Raw genomic sequence first — 6,256 nt, 5'->3', positions numbered from 1 at the left:
CTCCCGTCCGTCACGTGGTCACGTGCGCCAGGTGGATGCGTCGACTACGCCGCGACCGGCGCGCGCTGCCCCACCGTCTCAGCCGCGACCGCGGCTTCGGAACCCGCCGCGACCTCGTCCGCCGGACGACGACGCACCCACTTCTTGAGCCCGACCAGCACGAGCGCGGAGACCACGGTGCCGGCGAGGATCGCGACGATGAACATCCAGATGTTGCCGATCGCGAAGAACACGAAGATGCCGCCGTGCGGTGCCCGCGAGGTCACGCCCGCCGCCATCGAGATCGCCCCCGTGACCGCAGCACCGACCATCGACGCCGGGATGACCCGCAGCGGGTCGGCCGCCGCGAACGGGATCGCGCCCTCGGAGATGAACGACGCACCGAGCAGCCACGCGGCCTTGCCGTTCTCCCGCTCGGGCTTGGTGAAGCCGCGACGGTAGAGGACGGTCGAGGCGAGCGCGAGGGCCAGCGGCGGGACCATGCCCGCGGCCATCACGGCGGCCATGATCTCGAACGGCACGACGTTGGTGGCCGAACCGGCACCGAGGCCGGCGACCGCGAACGCGTAGGCCACCTTGTTCACCGGACCGCCGAGGTCGAACGCCATCATGAGGCCGAGGATGATGCCGAGCAGGACCGCCGACGCGCCGGACAGCGAGTTCAGCCACGCGGTGAGCTGCGTCATGACCCAGGCGATCGGCCCGCCGAGCACGAGGAGCATGAGTCCGGAGGCGATGATCGACGCGAACAGCGGGATGATCACGACCGGCATGAGGCCGCGCAGCCAGCGCCAGGTCGGGATGCGCCCGATCCAGTACGCGGCGCCACCGGCGATGAGACCACCGACGAGCCCGCCGAGGAAGCCGGCGTTCATGAAGACGGCGATCGACCCGGCGACGAAGCCCGGCGCGATGCCCGGCCGGTCGGCGATCGCGTACGCGATGTACCCGGCGAGCGCGGCGACGAGGAACCCGAGCGAGATCCCGCCGATCTGGAACGCAGCCGCACCGAGGTAGTACGCGAGGCCCTCCGGCGGCAGGTTCAGCAGCGTGTAGTTCGTCAGCGTGTACACGGCGTTGTTCTGGCCGGAGTCACCGTGCGTGAGCGCGATGCCGTACCCGGCGAGCAGGAAGCCGAGCGCGATGAGCAGACCCCCGCCCGCGACGAACGGGATCATGTAGCTGACGCCGGTGAGGAGCCAGCGCTTGAGGGCCTGTCCGAAGTGCTCGTCGGTCTTCGTGGTCTCGGCGGTGGCCGCTCCGCCCTGGACACGCGCGGCGTTCGGGCCGTCGGCGGCTCGGAGCGCCTCGGCGATCATCTTGTCGGGCTCGTCGACCCCGCGCTTGACCGGGCCGGACACGAGGGGCTTGCCCGCGAACCGGCCGCGGTCGCGTACGTCGACGTCCACCGCGAACACGACGGCGTCCGCGCGGGCGATGAGCGCCGGGTCGAGCGGCTCGACCTGCGAGGACCCCTGCGTCTCGACGTGCATCTCGGCGCCGGCACGCTGGGCGGCGGCGACGAGGGCGTCGGCGGCCATGTAGGTGTGCGCGATGCCGGTCGGGCAGGCGGTGACGCCGACGATGACCTTGCGGGCACCCGCGGCGTTGCTCGTCGTGGTCGCGTCTCCGGACGCGGCCTGCGTCGACGGCGCTGCGGCCTGCCGGGAGGCGCTGCTCGCGTTCCCGACGCCGGCTGCGGCGACCTCGCCGCCCACCTCGCGCTGGACGAGGTCGACGATCTCCTGCGGGGTCGACGCGGCACGGAGCGCCGCGGTGAAGTCCTCGCGGATGAGCGCCCGGGCGAGGGTCGACAGGACCGTGAGGTGGTCCTTGTCGGCACCCTCGGGCACGGCGATCATGAAGACGACGTCGGCGTCGCCGTCCGGGGCGCCGAACGGCACCTTCCGGGCGAGGCGTGAGAACGCCAGGGTCGGGCTCGACACGGAGGCCGAACGGGCGTGCGGGATGGCGATGCCGCCGGGCACGCCCGTGCCGACGCTGGCTTCGCGCTTGATGGCGTCCTCGGCGAGGGCGGCTCCGTCGGCTGCGCGGCCGGTGGCGGCGACGCGGTCGGCGAGGACGCGGATGACGTCGCTCGACGTCGCTCCGAGGTCCTCGTCGAGGCCGACGAGCTCAGCGCTGATGAGGCGCTGCGTCGTGTCTGCGGACATGGGTTGCTCCTTTGCAGTGGCGCCGGGGGCGCGGGCCGTGCTTCGTGCTGCGGTGTGGGGGGTGGTGCTCGGGTGGTGCGGGTCAGACCGGTTCCGGCGCCGCGACGGGTGTCCCCGCCGCGGTCACCGATGGCTCCGGTGTGTCGGGGACCGCGGCCGTCTCGGTCCGGAGTCTGCGGACCGTGATGGCGGAGGGGTCGGTGTGGTCGAGTGCGGGGACGTCACTGCCCGGGAGCGCGGCGGCTGCCGCTCCGGTCGCGACGGCCTGGGCGAGGCGCTCCTCCGGCCGCGCGCCGGCGACCTCGGCGAGCAGGTACCCGGCGAGGGACGAGTCCCCCGCGCCGACGGTCGAGCGGGCGACGATCGTCGGGGCTGCGGCGGCGTGCGCCCCGTCGGGGCCGACGAGGACGGCGCCGGCACTGCCGAGGGTGAGCAGGACGGTGTCGACACCCCGCGACCGGAGCCGTTCGGCCGCGGCGGCAGCGGCCTCGAGGTCACGCTCGTACTCGTCGGGGTCGCCGCCGACGACCTCGGCGAGTTCCTCGGCGTTCGGCTTGACGAGGTCGATCCGCTCACCGGACTGCAGCAGCGCGGTGAACGGCACGCCGGACGAGTCGACGGCGATCCGGACGTCCTCACCGTGGCGGGCACGGACGGCCCGGACCAGCTCGGCGAGCGCGTCGTCCGGCAGTCCCGGCGGCAGCGACCCGGCGAGGACGACCCAGCGCGCGCCCGGACCGGTCGGGGTCGGCCCCGCGGCGTCGGCGACGAGGGCGGCGAACTCGTCGAGCCGTCCGGCGAGGGACGGCCCGGGCTCGTTGAGCTTCGTCGTCGTGCCGGTGGGCTCGGTGACCGTGACGTTCGAGCGGAGCGGGGCGCCGATCGGCATCGCGGCCGTCGGGATGCCGCGGGTCGCGAGGCCGAGCAGCACCGGGTCGAGCTCGTCACCCGGCAGCACCGCGATCGTGTCCCCGCCGCTCGCCACGACGACCCGGGAGACGTTGACGCCCTTGCCGCCGGGCTCTGCCGTGGACCGGGTGGCACGCTGGACGGCGCCGCGCTGGAGCTCGCCCGCGAGTTCGATCGTGCGGTCGAGGCTCGGGTTCGGGGTGACCGTGACGATGCGCGTGCTGGTGCGCGCGTCCGGGCTCGGGTCCTTGATCATGCGACGACCACCTCGACGTCCGCTTCGGCGAGCGCGCCGGCGAGGTCCGCCGGGGGCTCCTGGTCGGTGACGATCGTGTCGACCTCGTCGAGCCGGGCGAAGCGCATCAGGGCCTCGACCCCGTGCTTCGCGGCGTCGGCGAGGACGACGCTCCGCCGAGCGGCCAGGACGTAGGCACCCTTGACCGCGGCCTCGTACTCGTCGGGGGTGCTCAGCCCGAAGCCGGCGGACAGGCCGTTCGTCCCGACGAAGGCGATGTCGGGTCGCAGCGCGCCGATCTGCTCGACCGTGGCGGTCCCGACGGCGGCGCTGGTGACACCGCGCACCCGGCCCCCGAGGAGGTGCAGTTCGACGTGCTCGCTGTGCTGCAGGACCGCGGCGATCGGTACCGAGTTCGTGATGACGGTGATGGTCGCTCCGGCCGTGGCGGGCTCCCACCGGGCGAGCTCGGCACCGACGGCGGCGCAGGTCGTGCCGGCATCGAGGGCGATCGACCCGGTGAACGTCGGCGGCACGAGACGCATCGCCGCATGGGCGATGGCGGTCTTGGCGGAGCCGTGCTGTCCCTCGCGCTCGGCGACGCTCAGCTCGACGACGCTCGACCGGCCGACGGGGACCGCTCCCCCGTGGACGCGACGCAGGAGTCCGGCGGACTCGAGGGCGTCCAGGTCACGACGGACGGTCTCGGTCGTGACGTCGAAGTGCTCGGCGAGTTCGGCGACGGAGACACGGCCGGCCGACTGCAGCGACGCTGCGATCGCGTTGTGCCGCTCGGTTGCGTACATGCCCGAACTCCTTCGTTCCCGTGGGTTTCGAGCACTGTACGCCGCAAACCCACACGTTCGCAACCGTTTCGCCACAGAACCAACACGACCAGAGATGAACGCCCCGCCCTGCACACGGCAGGACGGGGCGTTGAGGTCCGAGCTGTGGGGCTGTCACCCCTTGACGGCCCCCGCCGTCATCCCGCTGACGAGCCGCCGCTGCACGATGAGGAAGAACACCACCACGGGGATCGAGAACAGCACCGAGGCCGCCATGAGTCCGCCGAAGTCCGTCCCCTTGTTCGTGGAGAACCCCGCGAGCCAGACCGGCAGCGTGTACATCCCCTGGTCCTTCAGCATCACGTACGCCGTCAGGTAGTCGTTCCACGCCGCGATGAACGCGAACACGCTCGTCGCGATCACCCCCGGCATCACGAGCGGGAACAGCACGCTCCAGAGGATCCGGAACGTCCCCGCACCGTCGACCTTCGCGGCCTCCTCGATCTCGACCGGCACGGCCACGAAGAACCCGCGCATCACCCAGATCGAGAACGGCAACACACTCGCCACGTACGCGAGGATCAGCCCGATGTAGCTGTTGAGCAACCCGAGGGTCTGGAACGACAGGAACAGCGGGATCAGCAGGGCCCCGGACGGGATCATCTGCACGAACAGGATCGCCACGAGGATCGCCCGCCGACCGCGGAACCGGAACCGCGACAGCGCCGCCGACGCCAGGAACCCGACCACGATCGAGAGCAGGACCGCCGCCACGACGACGATCGCCGAGTTCCGCAGGTAGACGAGGAAACCGTCCTGCGTGAGCGCCCTGGTGAAGTTCTCGAGCGTCGGTCGGAGCGGTAGCCAGATCGGCGTCAGCGTGGTGACCTCGTCCGCGGGCTTGAACGCGGTGTTCACCATCCAGTAGATCGGGAACACCCAGACGAGGCAGAACACGACCGCGATCGTGTTCGCGACCACACGGGGCTTCCGTCGGCGGCCGCGTACCGGCGCGGCCACGCGGTCCGGCCCGCCCTGCCTGGAGGCGCGTCCGGCCCCCGCCACGTCGGGCTGCGCCTCCGACGCGGTCACCCCGGGTGTCGATGTCGTCGTCACAGGTCTTCCTCTCCACTGCGGACGAGCCGGCGGATGTAGTAGCTGGTGAGTGCCCCGAGGATCAGCGTCGAGATGACGGCGATGGCCGCGCCCTGCCCGTACGCGTTCGACACGAAGGACTTCACGAAGGTCCAGATGCCGAGCGTGAGCGTGGTGTCCTCCGGGCCGCCCTTGGTGAGCAACCAGATCTGGTTGAAGACGTTGAAGTCCCAGATCACCGAGAGGATCGTGACGAGGAGCAGCGTCGGCACGAGCGCGGGGAGCGTGATCGCGCGGTACATCGCCCACGCCGAGGCGCCGTCGAGTGCGCCGGCCTCGTAGTACTCCGGCGCGATCTGCGACTGCGCGGCGTACAGCGTGAGGGCCACGAACGGCACGGCTTGCCAGATGACGAGCGAGAGCACGATCGCCAGGGACTGCCCGGGGGTCGAGGCCCAGTTGTCCTGCGTGTGGTCCCCGAACACGCCGAGTTGCGTGATGATCCAGTTGAGCACGCCGTAGAACGGCTGGAAGAGCCACTGCCACACGAGGCTCGACGCCACGTTCGGCATCGCCCAGGCGAGCACGAGCACGACGCTGACGACCGTCCGCATCACCACCCCGAGTCGCGTGAGCAGCTGCGAGACGGCCATGCCGATGCCGATCGTCCCGACGACCATCGCCCCCGTGACGAGCACCGTCCGGAGGATGACCGGCCAGAAGCTCGCGTCGGTGAGCACGTTCGTGTAGTTCCTCAGCCCGGCGAACCCGGCCTGCCCGGTGAAGATCGCACGGAGGCCGTAGTCCTGGAAGGAGATGACGAGCAGCCGAAGGAGTGGGTACACGACGAGCGCGAGCAGCAGGACCGCGGCCGGCGCCAGCAGCACGAGTGGCGCTCGGGACGCCGTCAGCGACCGCCGACGGCCACCGCGACCGCCCGCCGGGTCGGACCCCGACGGACCCGACCCCGCCGGACGGCTCCGCCGGAGACCGGCACGCCGGGTGTCCGGCCCGGCCGAGGCCGGACCGGACACCCGCTCTGCAGTGGAGGTCATCGA

5 protein-coding genes are annotated in these 6,256 nt (G+C 71.8%); all 5 read right to left on the bottom strand.

The genetic code is table 11. The features are described 5' to 3' along the window. Positions 1-44: 44 nt before the first annotated feature. The 5 genes from NS184_RS00895 to NS184_RS00875 all read right to left on the bottom strand — a co-directional run bounded on the left by NS184_RS00895 (position 45) and on the right by NS184_RS00875 (position 6,253). Positions 45-2,174 carry a PTS fructose transporter subunit IIABC gene (locus NS184_RS00895; protein WP_058724244.1) on the bottom strand — a complete coding sequence of 710 codons (2,130 nt, stop codon included), beginning with the start codon at positions 2,172-2,174 and terminating at the stop codon, positions 45-47. A gap of 82 nt (positions 2,175-2,256) precedes the next feature. Then, the gene (locus tag NS184_RS00890) at positions 2,257-3,339 is read right to left on the bottom strand and encodes a 1-phosphofructokinase family hexose kinase (protein WP_058724243.1); all 1,083 of its coding nucleotides are present in this window, start codon (positions 3,337-3,339) and stop codon (positions 2,257-2,259) included. Next, entirely contained in the window at positions 3,336-4,124 is a 789-nt protein-coding gene (locus NS184_RS00885; RefSeq protein ID WP_058724242.1) for a DeoR/GlpR family DNA-binding transcription regulator, read from the bottom strand. Before NS184_RS00885 ends, NS184_RS00890 begins: the two co-directional genes overlap by 4 nt. A 153-nt stretch (positions 4,125-4,277) precedes the next feature. Then, positions 4,278-5,219 (bottom strand): carbohydrate ABC transporter permease, encoded by a 942-nt coding sequence (locus NS184_RS00880; protein ID WP_242862930.1) that lies wholly within the window; start codon positions 5,217-5,219, stop codon positions 4,278-4,280. Continuing rightward, positions 5,216-6,253, bottom strand: a complete 1,038-nt coding sequence (locus tag NS184_RS00875) for a carbohydrate ABC transporter permease (RefSeq protein WP_058724241.1) — start codon at positions 6,251-6,253, stop codon at positions 5,216-5,218. Before NS184_RS00875 ends, NS184_RS00880 begins: the two co-directional genes overlap by 4 nt. Positions 6,254-6,256 lie beyond the last annotated feature (3 nt).

The organism is Curtobacterium luteum (assembly GCF_001475545.1).
Classification (GTDB): Bacteria; Actinomycetota; Actinomycetes; order Actinomycetales; family Microbacteriaceae; genus Curtobacterium; species Curtobacterium luteum_A.
Note: the sequence above shows the minus strand (reverse complement) of the source record. Positions and strands in the feature narration are given on the sequence as shown.

Excerpts from the sequence above, each read along its gene's own strand:
- NS184_RS00895 (WP_058724244.1), bottom strand. The coding sequence starts at position 2,174 with ATGTCCGCAGACACGACGCAGCGCCTCATCAGCGCTGAGCTCGTCGGC.
- NS184_RS00890 (WP_058724243.1), bottom strand. The coding sequence starts at position 3,339 with ATGATCAAGGACCCGAGCCCGGACGCGCGCACCAGCACGCGCATCGTC.
- NS184_RS00885 (WP_058724242.1), bottom strand. The coding sequence starts at position 4,124 with ATGTACGCAACCGAGCGGCACAACGCGATCGCAGCGTCGCTGCAGTCG.
- NS184_RS00875 (WP_058724241.1), bottom strand. The coding sequence starts at position 6,253 with ATGACCTCCACTGCAGAGCGGGTGTCCGGTCCGGCCTCGGCCGGGCCG.